Origin of the sequence: Geotalea uraniireducens (genome assembly GCF_027943965.1) — a bacterium.
GTDB lineage: Bacteria > Desulfobacterota > Desulfuromonadia > Geobacterales > Geobacteraceae > Geobacter > Geobacter uraniireducens.
This window is the reverse complement of the sequence record NZ_AP027151.1, coordinates 1,338,465-1,360,758: the sequence shown is the minus strand read 5'-3', so window position 1 is coordinate 1,360,758 and position 22,294 is coordinate 1,338,465. Positions and strand designations below refer to the sequence as shown.

The window sequence follows — 22,294 nt, the reverse complement described above, 5'->3', positions numbered from 1 at the left end:
CAGACCATGAAGCAGATATTCACGTACTTTTCAGGGCTCGACTTCACCGAACTCGATCGGCAGATCGCCAAGCTGCAGGAGCTGCGGGACGGCTACAAACAGGCGAACAACGCCTATTACGGCGACTACTTCGCCTCGCTGTTGAACGACTGACCCGCCGGAGGAAACCATGATCCCCCCCGCAGCACCCGCCATCGCCGCCACCACAACCGGCTACCGCCGCCATCTCCCCCGCATCGAGGAGTCGTTTGCCGACTGCGGCTACCTGTTCCAGCAGTTCCGCGAACATCTCATCCGCTCCCAGCTGACGGCGGTGGTCGGCATCCGCCTGGAGACGCCGCCGGGGACGCCGCCGATCGCCCCCCGGACCCTGTCGCTCTTCGTCCGGCTGGTCGGCAAACGACTGCGCGGCCGGATCGAGGGGGGCTACCGGGCGAGCGACCGGGAATTCTTCCTTTTGCTGGTGCCGGCCGGCCCCTACGATGCCACCGCCTACGAGCACGACCTGGCGGCGATCCGCCGGGAACTGGAACGGCACTTCCTCTGCCACGGCCGCCGCACCGACGCCGCCGTGGCCACCAAGGTCGACGGCGTGCTGCTGAGCAATACCGCCGCCGGCCAGATCGACAACGCCATCTTCGGCGCCTTCCGCGAACTGTTCGGCGCCTCGCTCGGCGAAGCGGAGGGGGTGACGGCCGGCGAACGCCGGGAGATCGAGGAGATCGTCCGCGAGGGGCGGATCACCCCCTTCTTCCAGCCGATCTTCGCCCTGGCCGACGGCACCGTCTACGGTTACGAGGCGCTCAGCCGGATCGCCGGGCCGACCCTGATCGGGTCCCCCGACGAGCTGTTCGACAAGGCGATCGCCTCCGGCCACGCCCCCGCCCTGGAGATGCTCTGCCGCACCCGGGCGCTCCACGGGGCCAGCCGGCTGGCGGTGCCGGGACGGCTGTTCCTCAACGTCTGCCCGGCGCTGTTGACCAGCAGCGACCATCGCCAGGGGAAAACCTCCCGGCTGCTGGACGAGCTCGGCATCGACCGCTCCCGGGTCACCTTCGAGCTGACCGAACGGACGATGATCGACGATTACGAGCTGTTCAACCGGGTGCTGGCCTACTATCGCTCCCAGGGGTACTCGATCGCCATCGACGACCTGGGGGCCGGTTATGCCGGGCTGAAGATGCTCGCCCAGCTGGAACCGGACTACGTCAAGCTGGCCCGCTTCCTGGTCGACGATATCCACCTGTCGGCCAAACGACAGGCGCTGGTGGAGTCGCTGGTCGGCTTCTGCCGGCGGCTTGGCATCACGGTGATCGCCGAAGGGATCGAGCGACCGGAGGAGCTGGCCTGGCTGGCCGAACTCGGGGTGCCGCTCGCCCAGGGATACCTGCTCGGCCGACCGGCGGCCGCCCCCCTCGCCCCGGCCTACGTGGCGCCGGAAATCGCCGCCTCCCGTGTCACGGCGCCGTAATACAAATTTGCGCCGTTGCCACGGAATCGCCATGAAACTAGGCGATAATCGGAAAAAACGACAGGAGGAGGCCATGACCAGCAGTACCGTCACGCCGTTCGCCCGGAAAATCGTCCTCAGCAACCCCGCCCTGATGACCGTGGCAACCGCCGCCAGCGGCATCATCCGCCAGCTGGCGATCAAACCGTTCGCCCCCAGGCTCCGCCGCCGGGAAATCCTCTGCCGGGAGCGCCTGCCGAGTATCCACGCCGTGCACAACCGAATCTACAAGGAAAAAGGGAGCGGCGACCTGCCGACCATCGTCGTCGGCGGCTTCGTCCCCGACGCCACCGAGGCGGTGGAATTCCAGCGGGAGCTGTTCCGCCGTTACGGTTCGATCTATTACCTGAACTACGCCCGCAGCGGCTTTTCCACCGAACTGCTCCTCGCCCAGCTCGGCGACCTGGTGGAAGACCTCAACCGGCGGGGGAAGAAGCCGGTGATCTTCGCCATCAGCTTCGGCTGCAGCCTGGTGGCCCGCTTCCTTCGGACGGTGGCCGCCGACGACCGCCTCGCCATCCGCGGGGTGGTGATGACCAGCCCGGTCCTCAGCACCGACGACCTGGTCCGGCCGGACCGGCAGAAGGGTGACGGGGTGCGGATGCTGGAGAGCAACCTCCGCCGCATCCTCAGGGCCGGGGCGGAAAAGGGCGAAGAGCTGGAGCGGCAAATCGAACGGGCCCGGCGCTGTTTCCAGGCGCTGTTCGAGGCCGGGGCCGAGAACCGCCCCCTCTCCAGCCGGCACCTGTCAATCCGGAAGCGGATCATGGAGGTCCTGGAGCGGACCTCCTGCCGGGGCGGCTACGAACGGGTGCTGGCGCTCAAGGAAGCGGCCCCGGCGCCCGGGGCGCCGCTGTTCGACGGACCGACACTGGTGCTGCTCGCCGAAGAGGAGGACAACCTGCTGGTTCCCGGCTCGCCGACCCTGGAGCTTTTGCGCGACCAGGCAACCAGCCGGCGGCTCTTCCCCCGCGGCACGGTCCGCACCGTCGCCTCGGCGGTCCGCGGCGACGCGGTCCCCCACGCCTCGCTGATCTTCCATCACCACTGCTACAACCCGTTCATCGAATCGTGGTACGACAAGCTGAACGGCGTCCTCCGCTTCGCGGTGGTTTCATGAACCCGCTGACCTCGCTCCGGTCGCTGACCGCCCCGGCCCTCGACCTGGTGCTCAAGGCGGGCGCCGCCGCCCTGGCCCGGGAATTCGAGGCCCGCGACCCGCTCGCCAGCCAGCGGGAGCTGTTGGCGCGGATCGTCGCCACCGGCGCCGCCAGCCGCTTCGGCCGCGACTACGGCTTGGCCGAACTGGCCGGCGAGCCCTACGAGCGGCTCTACGCCGAATACCGCCGCCGGGTGCCGATCCGCACCTATGGCGATTTCTGGCGCGACTACTTCGGCGCCGGGCTCAGCGAGGAGGGGGGAAAGCGCCACCTGAAAATGGAAGACGTCACCTGGCCGGGTAAGATCCCCTTCTTCTGCGAAACCTCCGGCACCACCGCCCCGACCAAATTCATCCCCTTTTCCCGGGAGATGTTCGCCGCCAACAAACGGGCCGCCCTCGACATGACCGCCTGCTACCTGCAGCGCAACCCGAAAAGCCGCCTCTTCCAGGGGAAGCTCCTCTACATGGCCGGCAACACCGCCCTCTCCGAGATGGGCGACGGGGTGCAGAGCGGCGACATGAGCGCCATCACCCTCCGCCATCGCCCCTTCTACCTCAAGCCGTTCATCGCCCCGGGGCTGGCGGTATCGACCCTCCCCTGGGAGCAGAAGGTGGCCGCCCTGGCGGGGCTGCTCCTTTCCGACCGGAACATCCGCGGCATCTCCGGCGTCCCCCCCTGGATCATTCTGCTCCTGGCAAAAGTCGAGGAGATGGGGCACCGGCCGCTCCCCGACCTGCTGCCGAACCTGGAACTCTTGATCCACGGCGGCACGAGCATGAAACCGTACCGGCGGGAATTCGCCGCCATCTTCGGCGACCGGGCCCCCCACTTCCTGGAGGTGCTCCCCTCGTCCGAAGCGTTCATGGCCTTCCAGCTCCTCGGCGAGGAGCAGATGCGCTTCGTCCCCTACTACGGCACCTTCTTCGAATTCGTCCCCTTCGACGCCCTCGACGAACGCGGCGTGCCGGCCGCCGACGCACCGACGGTCCCCCTGGAAGGGGTCGAACCGGGCCAGCGCTACGCGGTACTCCTGACCACCGCCGCCGGGCTCTGGCGCTACCATCTGGGGGATACCATCCGCTTCACCGACCGCGCCCCCCACTTCATCGAGTTCACCGGCCGCGACAAGTTCCTCGACCGCTTCGAGGAGAAGGTGACCCAGGGAGAAGTGGAAGAGGCGGTGGCCCGACTGAACCGCCGGCCGGGGATCGAGGTGAGGGAATTCGTCGTCGGGCCGCTGATCGCCGAACGGCGCCACCGCTGGATCCTGGCCCTCGGCGGGGAGAGCCGCCCCGATGCGGGGAGCCTGGCCGCCGAGCTGGATGCCGCCCTGCGCAGCCTCAACGCCGACTACGACACCTTCCGCAGCCAGGAGCGGATCAAGCCGCCGCAGGTGCTGACCGTCGCCGAAGACCTGATCTACCGCTGGTCGCGGGACGTCCGGGGGAAGCTCGGCGGCCAGAGCAAGATCCCGCACATCGATCCGACCGGCGACGGCGAACTGGTCGCCAGCCTGGCCGATTACGCGACCCGACAGCAACACTGACCACCGGCGCCGGCGCCCTGCCGCAACGGCCGGTGCTGGCGTCTTTAAATTGGCCTTACCAACATTCCCAAATTTCACCGCTCCCACCGCCACTGCTCATCGCCCATCACCGGCGAATCTCCACCGTATACATAATCGCTACCGGCGCACCATGACGTCGGCTCTTCCCGATCGACAGCTCATGATTCCATTTTAACTGCATTCCTGTTGACCCGCTCTCCGGTCCGTGCTATGGGGAATGAATACAATATGTCTTACCAATCTGCAGCAAATCGGGAGCCATTGTCATGAGGATGAAAAAGCTGTTCTCGCACCTCTACTTCCAGGTACTGCTCGCTATCACCATCGGGGGGGTCATCGGCTACTACTTCCCGGCGACCGGCGTCGCCATGAAGCCGTTTGGCGACGGCTTCATCAAGCTGATCAAGATGATCATCGCCCCGGTGATCTTCTGCACCGTCGTCACCGGCATCGCCGGGATGGAGGATATGAAAAAGGTCGGCCGGGTCGGCGCCAAGGCGCTGCTTTACTTCGAAGTGGTCACCTCCTTCGCCCTGTTGATCGGCCTGGTAGTTGTCTCGATCATCCAGCCGGGCGCCGGCTTCAACGCCGACGTCACCAAGCTGGACACCAAGGCGCTCACCGCCTTCACCACCACCGCCAAGACCCACACCACCACCGATTTCCTGATGAACATCATCCCGTCGAGCGTCGGCGATGCCTTCGCCAAGGGGGATATCCTCCAGGTGCTCCTCTTTGCCGTCTTGTTCGGCTTTGCCCTGTCGGCCCTCGGCGAAAAGGGGAAAAGCCTCTACCGCCTCATCGACCAGGTATCCCACACCCTGTTCGGCATCGTCGGCATCATCATGCGCGTCGCGCCGCTCGGCGCCTTCGGCGCCATGGCCTTCACCATCGGCAAGTTCGGCGTCGGGTCTATCGCCAACCTGGGGATGCTGATGGGGAGTTTCTACCTGACCAGCCTGCTGTTCGTCTTCTTGGTGCTCGGCACCATCGCCCGCATCAGCGGCTTCAGCATCGTCAAGTTCATCCGTTACATCCGCGAGGAGCTGCTGATCGTCCTCGGCACCTCGTCCTCCGAATCGGTCCTGCCGCGGATGATGACCAAGCTGGAGAACCTCGGCTGCCGGAAATCGGTGGTCGGGATGGTGATCCCCACCGGTTACTCGTTCAACCTCGACGGCACCTCGATCTACCTGACCATGGCGGCGCTGTTCGTTGCCCAGGCCACCAACACCCACCTGACCCTGACCCAGACCCTGACCATCCTCTTCGTGCTGCTCCTCACCTCGAAGGGGGCGGCGGGGGTCACCGGCAGCGGCTTCGTCACCCTGGCCGCCACCTTCGCCACCATCCCGACCATCCCGGTGGCCGGGCTGGCGCTGATCCTCGGCATCGACCGTTTCATGTCCGAGGCACGGGCGCTGACCAACCTGGTCGGCAACGGGGTGGCGACCGTGGTGATCGCCAAGTGGGAAAATGAACTGGATGAGGCCCGGCTGCAGCGGATGCTCGACGGTGCCGGCGACGAGGAGTTCGCTGAAATGGCGGCAGAGGAAGAGGCGACCCTGACGCTGGAAGGGGCCGGACCGCTCGCCGACTGACCGGCGCCCCCGGCAACGAAAAAAGCCGCCCCCAACCGGGGACGGCTTTTTTTATGCCCGCAGCGCCGCACGGCGGTGAGAGCTGCGTTCGCCCTCCCCCTGCGGCTGAGGAGGGCAGTTGGCCCGTTTTACGACCGTTTCTTCATCAGCTCCCACCCCTTGAGCAGGTCGAGGGCGCGATCGAGCTGATAATCCTTCTCCGCCGCCCCGGCCGCCGCAGCGGCAGCGCCGGCGCCCCCCTGCGGTCGCACCTTTGCCGGTGCGGCAACAGGCTGGGGCACGTTGAGGTGGTTGTCCAGGTCTTTCTCGTGGAAATTCTCGCCCAGGTCGCCTTTCTCCACCTTCAGTTCGGCATTCCCGACGACGATGTCGGGGATGATCCCCTGCGCCTGGATCGAACGCCCCTTCGGCGTGTAGTAGAGGGCGGTGGTCAGCTTGAGCCCTGCGCCGTTCGGCAGGCCGATCACCGTCTGCACCGAGCCCTTGCCGAAGCTCGTCGTCCCCATGATCACCGCCCGGTGATAATCCTGCAGCGCGCCGGCAACGATCTCGGAGGCGCTGGCGGTGCCGCCGTTGATCAGCACCACGATCGGATAGAGCGGCTCCTTCTCGCCGAGGGTAGCGTTGTAATCGTGCCGGCCGACCGGCTCCCGCCCCTTGGTATAGACCACCAGGCCGTTGTCGAGCCGGTCACCGACGAAGCGCCCGGCCACCTGCACCGCCGAATCGAGCAGCCCGCCGGGATTGTTGCGCAGGTCGATCACCAGTCCCTGCAAGGTCCCGCCGTTCTCCGCCCGCAGCTTGCGCAGGGCAGCGGCAAAATCCTCGCCGGTCCGCTCCTGGAAATGACCGATGCGCACGTAACCGTAACCCGGCGCCAGGGTCCGGGCCTTGAGGCTGCGGGTCTTGATGATGTCGCGCACCAGCGGAAAGACCAGCGGCCGGTCCACCCCCTGGCGGATGATCGTCAGGGTCACCCTGGTCCCCTTTTCGCCGCGCATCCGTTTCACCGCCTCGGTGATCGTCAGGCCGCGGGTGAACGTATTGTCGATTTTCCAGATGTAATCCCCCGCCTTGATCCCGGCCCGCCAGGCGGGGGTATCCTCGATGGGGGCCACTACCGTCAGCCGGTCGTCTTTCTGGGAGATCTCGATGCCGAGGCCGCCGAAGGAGCCGGAAATCTCCACCTTCATCTCGGCGAACGGCTCGGGGGGAAGATATTCGCTGTGGGGGTCGAGGGCCGCCAGCATGCCGTTGATCGCCCCTTCGAGGAGCTTCTTGGTCGGCACCTTTTCGACGTAGTCGCTCCGCACCTCCTGGAGCACCTGGCGAAACAGCTGCAGATATTCGACATCCTGCCGCCGGGGCTTATAACTGTACAGATGCCAGCCGATGCCGGCACCGACGCCAAGGATGACCAGGGTGGCCACCAGGCCGAGGGTGATCTTCGTTCTGCTGAGCACGAGCGGGACCTCCGGGGAAATGGGGAGAACGACCGGCGCTGCCGGCCGCATACGGATAACGGTCTACTTTATTGCTCATCTGCCGCTCTTGTCAATGATCGCGTGTGCCGTGCCGGCCGGCCGGAGGCTTGACACGCTCCCTCCCTGGTCTACAGTTAGGTGGTGTCCGGCTGCAGCCGGACACTGCCCAACGATCACGAGGAGGATGCAGATGAGCCGACTTTTCACCCCCCTGCAACTGCGGGAAGTTACCTGCCGCAACCGGATTTTCGTCTCGCCGATGTGCCAGTATTCGAGCTGCGACGGCATGCCGACCGACTGGCACCTGGTCCACCTGGGGAGCCGGGCCGTCGGCGGCGCCGGGCTGGTCATGGTCGAGGCGACGGCGGTCAGCGCCGAAGGCCGGATCAGCCCCGACGACAGCGGCATCTGGGCCGACCGGCACGCCGAGGGGTTCGCCCCGATCGTCAACTTCATCCGCAAGCAGGGAGCCGTGGCCGGCATCCAACTCGCCCACGCCGGCCGCAAGGCCTCCACCGACGCACCGTGGCGCGGCGGCGGTCCCCTCGGCCCGGGAAGCCGCGGCTGGCAGCCGGTAGCGCCGAGCCCCCTCCCCTTCGCTACCGGCCATCCGGTGCCGCGCGAACTGACCGTGGCCGACCTGGCGACGATCGAAGACCAGTTCGTAGCCGCTGCCCAGCGTGCCCAGGCGGCCGGTTTCCAGGTGATCGAACTGCACATGGCCCACGGCTACCTGCTCCACGAATTCCTCTCCCCGCTCAGCAACCACCGGCGCGACGACTACGGCGGCAGCCTGGAAAACCGCCTCCGCTTTCCGCTCCGGGTGGCCCGGGCGGTCCGCGCCGCCTGGCCGGCGGAGCTGCCGCTCTTCGTCCGGCTCTCCGTCACCGACTGGGTGGAAGGAGGCTGGGATCTGCCCCAGTCGGTGGCGCTCTGCCGGCAGCTCAAGGAACTCGGCGTCGACCTGATCGACTGCTCCGCCGGCTTCGTCACCCCCGACGCCGCCATCCCCTTCGGCCCCGGCTACCAGACCCCCTTCGCCACCGCCATCCGCCACGAAGCGGGGATCGCCACCGGCACCGTCGGTTTCATCACCGAGCCGGCCCAGGCCGAACAGATCGTCGCCACCGGACTGGCCGACGCCGTCTTCCTCGCCCGGGAGATGCTTCGCGACCCCCACTGGCCGCTCCGCGCCGCCCGGGCCCTCCGGGTGGATGTTTCCTGGCCGCCGCAGTACGAACGGGCCAAGCTCTAACTGGCATGAATTACTGGACTGTGTTTTGTTTACCACTGGCCGGCAACGGCAGCGATACAAGGAATTCGCCCATTTTCATGAAAATTCTCGCCTAATGCGGCAGTTTTGGGTAAGATAGGCGCGAAAAGGAAATGGTATGACAGATAACAAAACACCCCGGCAACAGGCCAAGATGACGCCCAGTCGGCGACGAACCGTCAAAAAGAAGACCAACCGGCCGCAAACGCTCAATTTGCGGCCCGACCAGATCGAGCGGCTGCGCTCGTTATCGAGCAACCGGCGAGGCGGCATGTCCGAAATTGTCCGGGAAGCGCTCGATCTCTATTTCGCCAGCCAGCAATAGCCGATACCGTCGCCGCCGGACCGCAACCGGCAAATTCGCCCGCCCCCGCCGCTCACGCACCGCCAACCCGGCTGGCAGGGAGCGGATATCGCCCCGCCGCGACCTTCCCGATAGTTTTCATGCAGTTGCCACTACCCCGCCGCCGGACCGGCAGAAAGATCGCCGGCAGTCGGCCGGCGTGCAAAACCGCGCCGACGGCTTATAATTGATTACTGTTCAGCAACATCCGGCATAGTCGGGAGGAGACATGCTGCCAGCCCCGGGCAATCTCAGTCAGGAATCGATCATCGCACTCCTTGACTCGCTACCGGTCGCCACCCTCTGCATCACCGGCAATCACGTCGGCCAGAACCGGGCGGCCGAAGCCCTGACCGGCTTCGCCCGGGACGAAGTCCCCACCCTCGACGCCTGGTTCCGCAAGCTTTACGGCGAAGCACACGCCAAATTCCGCCAGGACTACGAAGCGGACCGGGCAGCAGGGTTCCCCGCGCCGCGCAACGTCGTTATCACCAGGAAAGACGGCAGCCGACGCGCCGTCGAGATAACCGCTGCCGGCGTCGACCCGGTCTTCTGTACCCTGCACGACGTTACCGAGCGGCTCGACGCGGAACTGCAGGCACGGGAAAGCGCCAGCCAATACCGGACGATCAAAGACACCTCCATGGACGGCTTCCTGGTTGCCGACGAACGCGGCCGGATTCTGGAAGTCAACGATCTCTACTGTGCAATTTCGGGCTACGGGCGCGGCGAGCTGCTGAACATGGCCATCGGGGATATCGAAGCGCGTGAAAGCCCGGCGGAGACGCAGACGCATATCCGGCAGGTCATCGACGGCGGCGCGGGTCGCTTTGAAAGCCAGCATCGGCGCAAGGACGGCAGGATCATCGACGTTGAAGTCAGTACGACCTATATCCCCAGCACCCATCGCTTCGTCTGCTTCGTACGGAATCTCACCGAGCTGAAGCGGAAGGAGGAGGCGCTCCGCGAAAGCGAAGAACGTTTCCATCTCGCCATGGACGCCGCCAGTGTCGGCCTCTGGGATTGGTCCCCCGCCCTGGACCGGGTCTATTTCAGCCCCGGCTACTACCGGATGCTCGGTTACGAGCCCGACGAGTTTCCGATGGCCTTGCAGCTCTGGCTCGAGCTGATTCATCCCGAGGACCGCGACCAGGCGCTGGCCGCCAACCTCGCCTGCACCGAGGGGAAGATTCCGGCGTTTCAGGTCGAGTTCCGGATGCGGACCAAGGATGGCGGCTGGCGCTGGATCCTCGGCCGCGGCTCGGCGGTGGCCCGCGATGCCGAGGGGAACGCGCTTCGCCTGATCGGTACCCATGTGGACATCACCGAGCTCAAGGCAGCAGAGGAAGCGTTACGGCAGAGTGAATGGCTGCTCCGTGAATGCCAGCGGATCGCCCACGTTGGCACCTATGATTACAATGTGCTTGCAGATTGCTGGACGAGTTCCCCCGAGCTTGACCTCATCTTTGGGATCGACAAGACGTTCTCCAGAAGTTCCCAAGGCTGGCTCCTGCTGGTTCATCCCGACTTCCGGAGCAAAATGGAACATCATCTGGCAGACGCCCTCTTCCAGAAGAAATGGTTCGACATGGAGTACAAGATCGTTCGTGCATCAGACGGCATTGAGCGCTGGGTCTATGGCACCGGCGAAATCATCGTCGCGCCCGACGGCAACCCGGCCCGCATGATCGGCACGATCCAGGACATTACCGACAAAAAAGCGACCGAAGAGGGCCTCAATCGGCACAACAGGGAGCTCGACCGGCGGGTAATGGAGCGGACGGTCGAGCTGGAGACCGCGATCCGCGAACAGGAGGCGTTCAGTTATTCGGTTTCCCACGATCTCCGGGCGCCACTGCGCCACATCAACAGCTTCGGCGCCATCCTGGCGGAAGAGTATGCCCGGCAGCTCCCCGTCGAAGCACGCCAGATCCTCGACCGGATTCGCAAGGCAAGCGCCCAGATGGGCCAACTGATCGACGATCTGCTGGAGCTGTCGCGGGTGGGACGGGCAACACTGCACCACCAGAAGGTCAACCTGAGCGCCAAGGCAGCCGAGATTGCCGCCATGCTGGACGAAACCGAGCCCGCCCGGGACGTGGAGTGGGTCATCGCCAGCGGGCTACGGGCCAGCGGCGATGCCACCCTGCTGCGACAGCTCCTGGAGAACCTGTTGGGGAATGCCTGGAAGTACACCGCCCGGACGCCCCACGGTCGGATCGAGTTCGGCCGGACGACGGTGAATGGCGAAAAGGTCTACTTCGTCCGGGACAACGGCGCCGGTTTCGACATGGCCTACGTGGATAAACTGTTCCGCCCCTTCCAGCGGCTCCACACCGACGAGCAGTTCGAAGGGACCGGCATCGGCCTCGCCACCGTCAAGCGGATCATCGAACGCCACGGCGGCCGGGCCTGGGCGACGGGCGACGTCGATGCAGGCGCGACGTTTTACTTTACGCTCCCCAACGCGTGACTCCCTCAGGGCGGCGAGCCCGACGTCCTGCGCTTGGCGGCAGGATGCCGGGCCCGTTCTCCCAGCCCCCTCTCCTGCCGGTTTCAATACCCGATGTCGTGCGCCTTGAGCTGCACTCTCACCTCATCGACCGTCGCGGCCAGTTCGCCGGGGAAATCAGCCGCACAGAGCTGCATCGCCTGCGAGATTCCCAGTTCAGCCAGTGGGACCAGATCGACCCCTTCCGGGAGAACGATCCCGTAAGCCTGGAGGAAAGCGGTGGCGAAGGCGGCCAGCTGCTCGGCAAGGAGCCCGCGCGACGTGGCCTCGCCCAGGGTCAGCGCCTGGCCGTAGGAGATGATCATTTTGCGGAAATCCAGCTCGGTGGCGGTAATCAGCCGGGCAGCCTCCGCGGGGGAGATCCCGGCGGCCGCGGCAACTCCCCCGCCATAGGCCTTGATCAACAGGCGCGGGAAGTCTGGGCTGCGCAAGACCGCCGCCACGATCACCTTCTGGCCGATCAGCGGATCGGCGCGCTTCACGAGGATATCGGTGCCGTACTCCACGAAATTGTGGGCGATTTCCATGACTACCGGATCGGGGAGGCCGAGGGCGGCGAATTCGGGGACCGTCTTCAGCATATCCGTGAGAATTGCCGCCTTGGCAATGACGTACCCCTCCCCCTGGCCGAAGGTGAGGCCGTCATGGTGGGCCGTCATGTCCGCCCCCCAGACGTCGTTGTGGCTGACGAAACCGAAGGCCAGCGCCTTCTCCACCGGTGTGTGCGCCGCGTCCCAGACCTTCATGAACTCCGTGTGGGTCTGGCCATAGAGGTAGGTGGCAAGAGCCGGGTTGGTGAACATGAAGTTGAACAGGTCCGGTCCCATGCCGCCGTACCGTTCCTGGGCATCGAAGAGCAGCCGTTTGCCGATCTTGCCGTCGATGTAGGCATGGGTGGCGGAGCCCCAGGGGAAAGCGGCAGTGGCGAAGGAAAGAAGAGCGAAAATCAGCGTGATGGTTGTAGCGCATCGTTTCATGGAAATCCTCCTTGATCTCCGGCTACCGGTTGACTGCTTCGCGGTGTCCGGCTGTTCCTTACCCCTTCCTTGTGGTGGGCAACCGGCAAACGGGTGTAGGTGCAGTGGGGGAAAAGCGGCGGGATGGCGGAATTAACAAGAGCTTATCCTACAAATACGCCCTGTCAAATACGCGTAATTACAGATGGTTAGCTTAGGCAAAGCAGCGACAATCGGGACCTGGCCGAATAAAATATTTGCCGCGTCCAAAACGCCGGATGTGATATAATAATCTCAAGCAATATATGAGCATATTCGGAAAGAAAGGGGGTTGTCATCATGACAGGCATCAGTTGGGTAATGTTCAGCACGACCGTCAGCCTGCTTCTCGTCATGCTGGTTACGACCGTCCTGTTCGTGTACGTCTGGCTCAGGTCACATGGCATCGACCATATGACCCATCACCACGTAGACGAAATGGCTGGCGATGAAGGGGAAGACTGGGTGGCAATTTGAGGTAGGAAATTGCCGGCAGGAAACGAAATCGAATGGGGGTCGGGCGAAACAGCCCGGCCCCTTTTGTTTTGTCCGCGGTAAACCGACGTTGCCGACACCCGCCGTCACTTCTCCGCCAGGGCGAGATGCAGTCCCAGTCCGGCGAAGGCTGCGGCAAAGCTGCGGCGCAGCCAGGCCTGGACGGGAGCCGATTCGATGACGCTGCGGCGGAAGGCGTGGGCCAGCAGGCCATAGGCAACGAACACCGCAAAGGTCATCGCCATGAAGACGCCGCTCAGCAAGAGCAGCTGGGGCAGCGGGCCGGCAGCCGCGGGAGTGACGAACTGCGGCAGGAAGGCGAGGAAGAAGATCGTCAGCTTGGGATTGAGGATATTGAGCAGCACCGCCCGGACGACGAGCGAGCGTGCCGAGCGCCGCGGCAGCGCCTCGTTCAGGGCAAAAGCCGAGCGGTCTTTCCAGGTGGCGTAGGCGATGTAGAGCAGATAGGCGCTCCCCGCGTACTTGAGGGTCTGGAAGGCCAGCGCGCTGGCGTGCATCAGCGCGGCCAGGCCGAGCACGGTGGCAACGAGATGGGGGACGATGCCGGCAGTGCAGCCGAGTGCCGCATAGATGCTCGCTTTGCGGCCCTGGGCCAGGCCGGTCGATACGGTGAAGATCACGCCGGTGCCCGGGATGAGCACGACGACGAGCGAGGTGAGCAGGAATTCGGTACTGAGCATGGGGTCTCCTGGGTTTGTTTGGAGATCATTTTATTTCAGAACAGGGAAAATAGTGGACTACTTTTTCACCTTCCACGGCTCCGGAACTTCTGGAGAGCAGTCGCACGTTCCGGTGGCAAAAGCCTTTATGCCGAACCAGAACAGGGAAATGACTCCCCAGACAAGGCCGACCACAACCCCGGCATCGACAATCCCCCGCCAAGGCTGGGCGAGCCTGTGGACAGCCAGAATGAGCACAACAATTCCCGCCGTGAGGGAAATGGAGATGATCTGCCTCCGGCGTGTCGCATGGAAATAGCCCATACAGAAGAGAGGAGCCAAAATAACATAAACGGCCCGAGGATGCGCCTTGAGATAGAGCGCCCGGGCAGCAACACGTGGGGAAAAATGACATTGAAAACCGCGATAACCTTCTGCATGGGCCATAAACACGATGCTTAGGGTCCATGCCACCCAGTGATACCACTGGAAAGGAGAGGAAAAAGCGGCCAGGGCAAGGGGGGTCAGACGATATGCCGCGCTACCGAGGAGCAGCAAGACCCCGATAATTCCCCAGAGTGAGCCGATCATTCCAGACATAGGGCCATTTCCGTTTCTTTGAAGCGGAAGAGGATAGTAACCTTCCTCAAGGGACAATTGCCGGGACGTAGTTGCTTTGAGTATACCAGACTCAGTAAATGCCAACACGCAAAGGGTGTCTCCTAACCGCACCCCTGATTTAATCTTTTGAACGACCCTGAAAGCGCCCCGTAAAATGCTACGATTGTGAGCGGACCGACAAAGGCGGCGCACTTATGAAATAGCGACGCTTCAGGCTGGTGCTTTGCCGAGTAGAGAATTGCACGATTTATCGGCCCGAACGTCAAGACAAAGATCACAGGCCAAGGCGCGCGAAGAGCGATGAACCCGTTGTTCAACTACGCGGAATTCTGAAAAGTTCCTCCATATAGCAACCTCACGGGAAAAATTTTACCCGGCAAGCGGCAACGGCCTCGCGGCGGACAGAGGAGTAGGCATCGAGAAGCAAAACGCCGGCAAAAAAAGAGGCCCTGAAAGGCCTCTGGTGAAGAAGTGAGAAGTGCGGCGGGGAACGCTCATTTCTACCGACCGATTGTCACATCATCAACCTCCAGGCTGCCGCCTTGGATGGTAAGTAATCCATTCACATTCACGCCTTTGAGAGTAGAGTCGCCGCTCTGAAAGATCAGGCCGCCATTCAAGATAGTCGGCAGCCCGCTCAGGCCCAGGTATGCCGCGTTCCAGCCGCCGTTCAGGATAAATCCCTTATTCAGCGAGACAGCCCCATCGTATGTCGTACCCAATAGCAGCAACTCGTCGCCGGAGAAGGCGGCCCTGTCCGTATCGTTCAGGGCATCGGCAAGGGTCGCGTAGGTCTTGTTATTGTAGGTTTTGTTCATTGCCAGCGGGGCCTGGGCCAGGGTTGCCGAAACGGTTCTGTCCGAATTCATGGTGAAACCGCATGCCCCGCTGCCGCTGCAATCGCCGCTCCACGAACCAAAGGTGGTGATGGGGTCGAGTGTCGCCGTGAGGGCAACAGGAGTATTGTACGGATAGGTAGTCGTACAGGTTCCCGATGTGCAGGCGACGCCGACCGGATCGGCGCCCTGGGGGGCACTGGTGATCGTGCCGCCCCCATTGCCCGATACGGAGACCGTCAGGGTATAGGTATAGTTTTCCATCATTGCCGGGATTTCCGTTGCTGACAGCGCCCGGTTGTACCACAGCAGTTCATCAAGCTGGCCGTAGAACGGCACCTCGCTTCCCTGACTGACCCTGCCGGGGTTATAGCCAAAATACAGTTTGCCGGTACTATTCGCCACATTCACGCTGGCTGCAAGGCTTACGTCCAGAACGCCATTAAGATAGATCTTCAGGGCCGCGCCGTCATAGGTAGCCACAATATGGGTCCAGACACCGGTCTGCAGGGCAGTGGCCGATCTCACCTCCGCGCTGGCGCTTGTGCCAAGCAGGTAGTAGTGCACCCTGCCATCCGAATCGATGCTAACCAGCTTGTCTTCGTTTCCATCCGTCCACTTGTTTACGAGATAGAACGACTTGCCGCTAGCCGGCTTCTCGGCAAGCTTGACCCAGAAGGCAACGGTATGGGCGCCGGAAATATTCAATGACGATGAGTGCGGTACCGAGATATTCTGCGCAGGACTGTTAAACGCCTGTCCGGCCTTGCCAGGTGCAAATGCATCATCACACACGATACTCAGTACACCTTGTTTCACATGCCCCGGGTACGGATCACCGCAAATGGTGTTGCTATAGGTGACGCTGCAACTTGATGAGCCGGTCTCACAACTACCGCAGTTTACCCATTTTGGATCTGCCCCGTAAACCGAGGTGAATGACGTTATGGTAGACCCTGTGCCGCACGATAAAATTGCAGTTTGATTTTCCGCCACAGTCACCGACTGTGTGTTGTTGATCAGGCCATCATTGCCATTCAAGGTGTCATTGGCATTATTCTCCGCCTGCCACCAGGATACCAGTCCAAGCCCGTTGACAGTGACAATGGGATCACCCGCTGCTGCCGTTGTGACATTAAATACGCCGGATACGGCACCGATCGTGAGTGTTGCGGAGGTCTGGGTGGCGGCGGTGGCGGACGATGTCAGTCGCACCCTGACCTGACTGTTGACAGCTATGGTGCCCGAGATGTTTGTCCAGTCACCCCAGGTGGCGCCGTTATCGGTTGAAACTGAATAGTCACCATTGGTTATCGAGATCACCGTGGGGGCGGTAATACCGGTCACGGTGACCGGGTTTGAGAAAATTGCCACATTCAGCGGCATGCCGGTCCTGGCGGTAAAACTAAAGGCATCAGGCACCATATTGGCGAGCAGACTAACCTCGCTTGCCGACAACGTCTGGTTGTACCACCCTACTTCATCAAGCTGGCCAGTGAAAGGCTCTTCAAGTCCCTCGCTTACCCTTAGGGGGTTATAGCCCAAAGATAAGGGACCGGTACTGTCCAAAACATCCCCGCTGGCGGCAACGCTTGCATCCAGAACACCGTTAAGATAGATCTTCATGTTCGCACCGTCATAGGTAGCCACAACATGGGTCCAGACATTGGTCTGCACGGCTGTGGCCGATGTCACCCCCGCACTGGCGCTTGTGCCAAACAGAAAATAGTGCACCTTGCCGTCCGAATCGATGGTTACCCGCTTATCTTCTTGCCCACCCGTCCACTTGTTGACGAGATAGAACGACTTGCCGGAGGCCGGGTTCGCAACAGGCTTGACCCAGAAGGCAACGGCATGGGTGCCGAAAATATCCAATGTTGAAGAATTCGGCATCGCGACATACTGGCCAGTACCGTCAAAGCTGAACGCCTGCCCGAGCTTGCCGGGCGCAAACATGCTGCCGCACACGATAGCCAGTTTGCCTTGCTTCGCTTGAAGCGGGTACGGATCACTGCAAGTGATGTTGTTGTAGGCGACACTGCAGCTGGATGAGCCGATCTCGCAACTGCCACAGTTTACCCAGTTTGGATCAGCTCCGTAAACCGAGGTAAATGATGTTATGGTAGACCCTGCGCTACACAATGCGGTTGCGGTTTGATTCTCCGCAACAGTTGCCGTTATCGTGTTGCTGGTGATGCCGTTATTGCTTCCTGCGCTGTCAGTGGCGTTGTTCTCCCCCTTCCACAAGGAAACTGGTGGACTGCCCCCGGTCCCGCTCAAGGATATGTCTATGTTCGTCATTTTTGCGTCGTTGGAACCAAAATGCAGGGTGGTTGATTTTGTTCCGCCTGATGTGGGACTGAAGGCAACAGAGACCGTACAACTGGCGCCAATCCCCAGTGTTTTCGAACCACTGCAGGTACCATTGCTTCCGTCACCTGTGTCCAGGACAAACATGCCGCTGTCACCACCGGTAACCGCGATATTGTCGAGCAGCAGATCACCCGCAGCTCCATTGTTGCTGATGGTAAAAACCTGGCTTGCTGATGTTGTGTTGGTTGTCACTCTACCAAAATCCTTGCTGGTGGGGGCAACAGAAACCGCCGACACAACCCACAAACCGGAGCGGACAGGCCAGACAGCAAGTGCGTTTGTGTAATACAGACTGCTCACTGAGGGATTAGGCCCCATCCAGATAGCGAAGAAGTCGTATGGGTCGCCAGGGTCAACACTGGACGTCCAGTAGTACATCAACTCTAAGACACTGTTGTTGAAAACTCCTGTTGCATTAAGGGTAACGCTGGGGGTGCTGCTGATAGAGGAGAGTGTCTGCAGTTCCTCTTTGGTTGGTTGGCGCCAGTTACCGGCAACCGAACCATCGGACAGCCCGCAGGCTCCTGACGCGACATTCCCACTCCAGGTCTGGGCACTGTACCAAGGAAGAGTATCACCATTTTTTGTAATGCCGCCTAGCGTTGCTTTGCAGTTGGCATTTTTCAGCCAGCGCAGTTGGCTTGTGGTATCGAGTACCGTACCGTCACCCAGATCAACAAAGCGCGCTAACGACCAGGCAGTACCGCTGTTAAAGATCAGCACCGCGAGTAAAATCATTACAAACCGGTAAAAAGGTCGCATAAACCGGGCCTCCTCTGTAGACACCAGGGGTTTTCAAACCATTTCAAGCAGTAAGACACAAAGATACGAGTCCTATAGATACACCCTTCCGGCCAGGCTTGTCTGTCGTGGAACTGGTGGTTTTTATGTAGGGGCTTTGTAGGGGATTTTACGGACAGGGTGAGAATAGTGCAGAAGGCCTGGCGAATAATGTGACGGGGTGGCGTTATGGTTTGAACGTGGCGGCATAACGGCGCAAGGCCTTCATGCCGTCAAGCTTCAGTTTTTCAATGATCCGGCTGTAATAGGTTTCCACCGTGGACATGCTGATGCCGAATACGGCGGCGCGGCTGACCGCAAAAGCCTTGCCCCGCTGTTGGACGAGTTCAAGCAACGCTTCTGGCCCGAGGCGGATGACGCCCTTCAGAACGGATCCCTAAGCAAATCAGCACTGTTCAGTAATAGCCCTCTACGGCCCAACCACCAGACCGTTTACCTCCAGGCTGCCGCCTTGGATGGTAAGTAATCCATTCACATTCACGCCTTTGAGAGTAGAGTCGCCGCTCTGAAAGATCAGGCCGCCATTCAAGATAGTCGGCAGCCCGCTCAGGCCCAGGTATGCCGCGTTCCAGCCGCCGTTCAGGATAAATCCCTTATTCAGCGAGACAGCCCCATCGTATGTCGTACCCAATAGCAGCAACTCGTCGCCGGAGAAGGCGGCCCTGTCCGTATCGTTCAGGGCATCGGCAAGGGTCGCGTAGGTTTTGTTATTGTAGGTTTTGTTCATTGCCAGCGGGGCCTGGGTCAGGGTTGCCGAAACGGTTCTGTCCGAATTCATGGTGAAACCGCAGGCCCCGCTGCCGCTGCAATCGCCGCTCCACGAACCAAAGGTAGTGATGGGATCGAGTGTCGCCGTGAGGGCAACAGGAGTATTGTACGGATAGGTAGTCGTACAGGTTCCCGATGTGCAGGCGACGCCGACCGGATCGGCGCCCTGGGGAGCACTGGTGATCGTGCCGCCCCCATTGCCCGATACGGAGACCGTCAGGGTATAGGTATAGTTTTCCATCATTGCCGGGATTTCCGTTGCTGACAGCGCCCGGTTGTACCACAGCAGTTCATCAAGCTGGCCGTAGAACGGCACCTCGCTTCCCTGACTGACCCTGCCGGGGTTATAGCCAAAATACAGTTTGCCGGTACTATTCGCCACATTCACGCTGGCTGCAAGGCTTACGTCCAGAACGCCATTAAGATAGATCTTCAGGGCCGCGCCGTCATAGGTAGCCACAATATGGGTCCAGACACCGGTCTGCAGGGCAGTGGCCGATCTCACCTCCGCACTGGCGCTTGTGCCAAGCAGGTAGTAGTGCACCCTGCCATCCGAATCGATGCTAACCAGCTTGTCTTCGTTTCCATCCGTCCACTTGTTTACGAGATAGAACGACTTGCCGCTAGCCGGCTTCTCGGCAAGCTTGACCCAGAAGGCAACGGTATGGGCGCCGGAAATATTCAATGACGATGAGTGCGGTACCGAGATATTCTGCGCAGGACTGTTAAACGCCTGTCCGGCCTTGCCAGGTGCAAATGCATCATCACACACGATACTCAGTACACCTTGTTTCACATGCCCCGGGTACGGATCACCGCAAATGGTGTTGCTATAGGTGACGCTGCAACTTGATGAGCCGGTCTCACAACTACCGCAGTTTACCCATTTTGGATCTGCCCCGTAAACCGAGGTGAATGACGTTATGGTAGACCCTGTGCCGCACGATAAAATTGCAGTTTGATTTTCCGCCACAGTCACCGACTGTGTGTTGTTGATCAGGCCATCATTGCCATTCAAGGTGTCATTGGCATTATTCTCCGCCTGCCACCAGGATACCAGTCCAAGCCCGTTGACAGTGACAATGGGATCACCCGCTGCTGCCGTTGTGACATTAAATACGCCGGATACGGCACCGATCGTGAGTGTTGCGGAGGTCTGGGTGGCGGCGGTGGCGGACGATGTCAGCCGCACCCTGACCTGACTGTTGACAGCTATGGTGCCCGAGATGTTTGTCCAGTCACCCCAGGTGGCGCCGTTATCGGTTGAAACTGAATAGTCACCATTGGTTATCGAGATCACCGTGGGGGCGGTAATACCGGTCACGGTGACCGGGTTTGAGAAAATTGCCACATTCAGCGGCATGCCGGTCCTGGCGGTAAAACTAAAGGCATCAGGCACCATATTGGCGAGCAGACTAACCTCGCTTGCCGACAACGTCTGGTTGTACCACCCCACTTCATCAAGCTGGCCAGTGAAAGGCTCTTCAAGTCCCTCGCTTACCCTTAGGGGGTTATAGCCCAAACATAAGGGACCGGTACTGTCCAAAACATCCCCGCTGGCGGCAACGCTTGCATCCAGAACACCGTTAAGATAGATCTTCATGTCCGTGCCGTCATAGGTAGCCACAACATGGGTCCAGACATTGGTTTGCACGGCTGTGGTCGATGTCACCCCCGCACTGGCGCTTGTGCCAAACAGAAAATAGTGCACCTTGCCGTCCGAATCGATGGTTACCCGCTTATCTTCTTGCCCATCCGTCCACTTGTTGACGAGATAGAACGACTTGCCGGAGGCCGGGTACGCGGCTGGCTTGACCCAGAACGCAACGGCATGGGTGCCGTAAATATCCAATGTTGTAGAACTCGGTATCGCGACATACTGCCCAGTACCGTCAAAGTTGAACGCCTGTCCGAGCTTGCCGGGCGCAAACATGCTGCCGCACACGATAGCCAGTTTGCCTTGCTTCGTCTGATTCAGGTACGGATCACCGCAAGCGGTGTTGCTGTAGGCGACACTGCAGCTGGATGAGCCGATCTCGCAACTGCCACAGTTTACCCAGTTTGGATCAGCTCCGTAAACCGAGGTAAATGATGTTATGGTAGACCCTGCGCTACACAATGCGGTTGCGGTTTGATTCTCCGCAACAGTTGCCGTTATCGTGTTGCTGGTGATGCCGTTATTGCTGCCTACGCTGTCAGTGGCGTCGTTCTCCCCCTTCCACCAGGAAACCGTAGGATCGGGATTGTTGCCGCTCAGCAGGATGGACGTATCGGGATTCTTGGCGGCGTTGGTGGTGTATATCCGCAGGTTGGTGGATTTACCGCCGAGCTTGGTGGGGGTGAAGCTGACGGAGACAGTACAACTGGCACCAGGATCCAGTCCCGGCGTAGCACCGCAGGTGCCGTTGGTTCCGTCCCCCTTGTCCAGGGTAAACATGCCGGTATCCCCCCCATCCAGCAGGATGTTGAGGGCGACAGTTATCGCACCGTCGTTGCTGATGGTAAAGGTCTGGCTGGCAGAGCTCGTGTTGGGTGGGACAGTGCCAAAGTCCTTGCTGGTAAGAGCAGGGGCAACCTTCAGCCAACCGATATGCCCCTCTCTGGCCGGCCAAAAGTACTCTGTGGTCGTGCTCGCATTGAAAGGGCCGAGCACTGCCCCAGGGTATAACCTCACCACCATAAAGCTATCGTTCACCTGCGAGCTAGTCCAGTAACTTGCATAATAATAATAATCTACAGCAAATGTCGCATAGAGCTCGGCTTCGCTCACAGATTCAGACGACATGAAACTCAGTTCGTTCCCACTCGGCAGCCGCCAGTCACCGGCAACCGAACCATCCGTCAAACCGCACTGGCCAGATGCCAGTTTGACGGTAAGCAGCATGGCATCATACCAGTTTACTTTGTTATAAAAACAGTTGGTGTCTTTCAGCCAGCGCACGTACGTCCATCTATCGAGTACCGTCCCATCCTCCATATCAACAAAGCGGGCCAGCGACGACCAGGCAGTACCGCTGTTAAAGATCAGCACCGCGAGTAAAATCATTACAAACTGACTGAAACGTCGCATAAACGGAGCCCTCCGCTGTTGATGTCATCTTGTCTCATCCGCTCATTTCAAGCTGTTGAGAGAAAAAGGTGCATCTAGTAGATACACCTTTCAAGCCCGGCTTGTCTGTCGTGGAACTGGTGGTTTTTGTGTAGGGGCTTTGTAGGGGATTTTACGGACAGGGTGAGAATAGTGCAGAAGGCCTGGCGAATAATGTGACGGG

General features: G+C 61.0%; 16 protein-coding genes. 9 read left to right on the top strand and 7 right to left on the bottom strand.

Translation table 11 applies throughout. The features are described from left to right. Positions 1 to 6: 6 nt before the first annotated feature. The 5 genes from QMN23_RS06280 to QMN23_RS06260 all read left to right on the top strand — a co-directional run bounded on the left by QMN23_RS06280 (position 7) and on the right by QMN23_RS06260 (position 5,841). Positions 7 to 153, top strand: a complete 147-nt coding sequence (locus QMN23_RS06280; RefSeq protein ID WP_282002699.1) for a hypothetical protein — start codon at positions 7 to 9, stop codon at positions 151 to 153. A gap of 16 nt (positions 154 to 169) precedes the next feature. After that, entirely contained in the window at positions 170 to 1,471 is a 1,302-nt protein-coding gene (locus QMN23_RS06275) for an EAL domain-containing protein (RefSeq protein WP_282002697.1), read from the top strand. Between the two features lie 73 nt (positions 1,472 to 1,544). After that, positions 1,545 to 2,630: an alpha/beta hydrolase gene (locus tag QMN23_RS06270; RefSeq protein ID WP_282003821.1), complete on the top strand. Its 1,086-nt coding sequence runs from the start codon at positions 1,545 to 1,547 to the stop codon at positions 2,628 to 2,630. Further along, positions 2,627 to 4,219 (top strand): GH3 family domain-containing protein, encoded by a 1,593-nt coding sequence (locus tag QMN23_RS06265; protein WP_282002694.1) that lies wholly within the window; start codon positions 2,627 to 2,629, stop codon positions 4,217 to 4,219. The genes QMN23_RS06270 and QMN23_RS06265 overlap by 4 nt, the downstream gene beginning before the upstream one ends. A gap of 287 nt (positions 4,220 to 4,506) precedes the next feature. Then, positions 4,507 to 5,841, top strand: coding sequence for a dicarboxylate/amino acid:cation symporter (locus QMN23_RS06260; RefSeq protein ID WP_282002693.1), 1,335 nt, complete (start codon positions 4,507 to 4,509; stop codon positions 5,839 to 5,841). Between the two features lie 128 nt (positions 5,842 to 5,969). On the opposite strand, the gene QMN23_RS06255 is transcribed toward QMN23_RS06260, so the two are convergent. Beyond that, positions 5,970 to 7,304 carry a S41 family peptidase gene (locus QMN23_RS06255; protein WP_282002691.1) on the bottom strand — a complete coding sequence of 445 codons (1,335 nt, stop codon included), beginning with the start codon at positions 7,302 to 7,304 and terminating at the stop codon, positions 5,970 to 5,972. A 211-nt stretch (positions 7,305 to 7,515) separates the two neighbouring features. Here QMN23_RS06255 and QMN23_RS06250 point away from each other — a divergent pair, with 211 nt between their 5' ends. The 3 genes from QMN23_RS06250 (at position 7,516) to QMN23_RS06240 (ending at position 11,414) form a co-directional block, all read left to right on the top strand. After that, positions 7,516 to 8,580 (top strand): NADH:flavin oxidoreductase/NADH oxidase, encoded by a 1,065-nt coding sequence (locus tag QMN23_RS06250; RefSeq protein ID WP_282002689.1) that lies wholly within the window; start codon positions 7,516 to 7,518, stop codon positions 8,578 to 8,580. A 136-nt stretch (positions 8,581 to 8,716) separates the two neighbouring features. Continuing rightward, the gene (locus tag QMN23_RS06245) at positions 8,717 to 8,923 is read left to right on the top strand and encodes a hypothetical protein (RefSeq protein ID WP_282002687.1); all 207 of its coding nucleotides are present in this window, start codon (positions 8,717 to 8,719) and stop codon (positions 8,921 to 8,923) included. Positions 8,924 to 9,170: 247 nt separating this feature from the next. Further along, on the top strand, positions 9,171 to 11,414 hold the full coding sequence (locus QMN23_RS06240; RefSeq protein ID WP_282002686.1) for a PAS domain-containing sensor histidine kinase: 2,244 nt from the start codon (positions 9,171 to 9,173) through the stop codon (positions 11,412 to 11,414). A gap of 83 nt (positions 11,415 to 11,497) precedes the next feature. Here QMN23_RS06240 and QMN23_RS06235 read toward each other — a convergent pair whose 3' ends face one another. After that, entirely contained in the window at positions 11,498 to 12,430 is a 933-nt protein-coding gene (locus QMN23_RS06235) for a hypothetical protein (RefSeq protein ID WP_282002684.1), read from the bottom strand. A gap of 318 nt (positions 12,431 to 12,748) precedes the next feature. On the opposite strand from QMN23_RS06235, the gene QMN23_RS06230 reads away from it, so the two are divergent. Next, positions 12,749 to 12,925: a hypothetical protein gene (locus tag QMN23_RS06230; protein WP_282002682.1), complete on the top strand. Its 177-nt coding sequence runs from the start codon at positions 12,749 to 12,751 to the stop codon at positions 12,923 to 12,925. Between the two features lie 104 nt (positions 12,926 to 13,029). On the opposite strand, the gene QMN23_RS06225 is transcribed toward QMN23_RS06230, so the two are convergent. The 5 genes from QMN23_RS06225 to QMN23_RS06205 form a co-directional block, all read right to left on the bottom strand. Beyond that, positions 13,030 to 13,644 carry a LysE family translocator gene (locus tag QMN23_RS06225; protein ID WP_282002680.1) on the bottom strand — a complete coding sequence of 205 codons (615 nt, stop codon included), beginning with the start codon at positions 13,642 to 13,644 and terminating at the stop codon, positions 13,030 to 13,032. A 57-nt stretch (positions 13,645 to 13,701) separates the two neighbouring features. Then, the gene (locus tag QMN23_RS06220; RefSeq protein ID WP_282002679.1) at positions 13,702 to 14,223 is read right to left on the bottom strand and encodes a hypothetical protein; all 522 of its coding nucleotides are present in this window, start codon (positions 14,221 to 14,223) and stop codon (positions 13,702 to 13,704) included. A gap of 521 nt (positions 14,224 to 14,744) precedes the next feature. After that, positions 14,745 to 18,215: a LamG-like jellyroll fold domain-containing protein gene (locus tag QMN23_RS06215; RefSeq protein WP_282002677.1), complete on the bottom strand. Its 3,471-nt coding sequence runs from the start codon at positions 18,213 to 18,215 to the stop codon at positions 14,745 to 14,747. Positions 18,216 to 18,420: 205 nt separating this feature from the next. Then, complete coding sequence (locus QMN23_RS06210; RefSeq protein WP_282002675.1) at positions 18,421 to 18,588, bottom strand: hypothetical protein; 168 nt, start codon at positions 18,586 to 18,588, stop codon at positions 18,421 to 18,423. A 75-nt stretch (positions 18,589 to 18,663) separates the two neighbouring features. Further along, entirely contained in the window at positions 18,664 to 22,092 is a 3,429-nt protein-coding gene (locus QMN23_RS06205) for a LamG-like jellyroll fold domain-containing protein (RefSeq protein ID WP_282002673.1), read from the bottom strand. Positions 22,093 to 22,294: the final 202 nt, after the last annotated feature.